General features: G+C 61.5%; 1 protein-coding gene. It reads right to left on the reverse strand.

Annotation, left to right across the window (positions count from 1 at the left end; all coding sequences use genetic code 11):
* Nucleotides 1–540: immunoglobulin-like domain-containing protein (locus JOY50_RS28530; RefSeq protein WP_243056172.1), on the reverse strand; the 540-nt coding region annotated here is incomplete at both ends.

Raw genomic sequence — 540 nt, forward strand, 5'->3', positions numbered from 1 at the left:
TAGCCGCACCGCCCAGCTCGAGGTTCTCGAAGGTAGCGCCAGTGGCGTCTACAGCCGAGTTGATGCCCAAGCTGATCTGGCCAGCGTCGTTGTAAACGTCGTCACCCTGCGCATCGTGGGTGTACGGTGCGCTGGTTTCCCCGGCCTTGATGGTGACCTGAGCATTGTTGCTCAGGGTCACGACCAAATCGTGGGCCAGGGCGGTGTTGATGTGCACGGTGAAGGTCGGTTTGACGTTCTCGGCAACCGATACCTGGTCAGCGGTGATGGTGACCTTGACGATATCGCCTTCGTTGCCTGGAGTGCCTGGCTCGTCAGTGACCTGGGTGCTGACCGGAGTCTTGTCCAGGGTCAGTTGCTCAAACTTGCCGACGTCAGCGCCCGCAACGGTCGCGATCGACTGCACTACCGGAGTGTTGCTGCCGACGTAGACGTTGTCCGGCGCGGTCACGGTGATCGAACCGCTGGTGCCGTTGGCCGGTACGGTGATGACGGTCTTGCCGTCGCTCAGCGTGAAGGTCAAGGCGCCGTGGTTGTTGA

It is taken from the genome of Pseudomonas sp. BP01 (assembly GCF_022760795.1).
Lineage (GTDB): Bacteria > Pseudomonadota > Gammaproteobacteria > Pseudomonadales > Pseudomonadaceae > Aquipseudomonas > Aquipseudomonas putida_Q.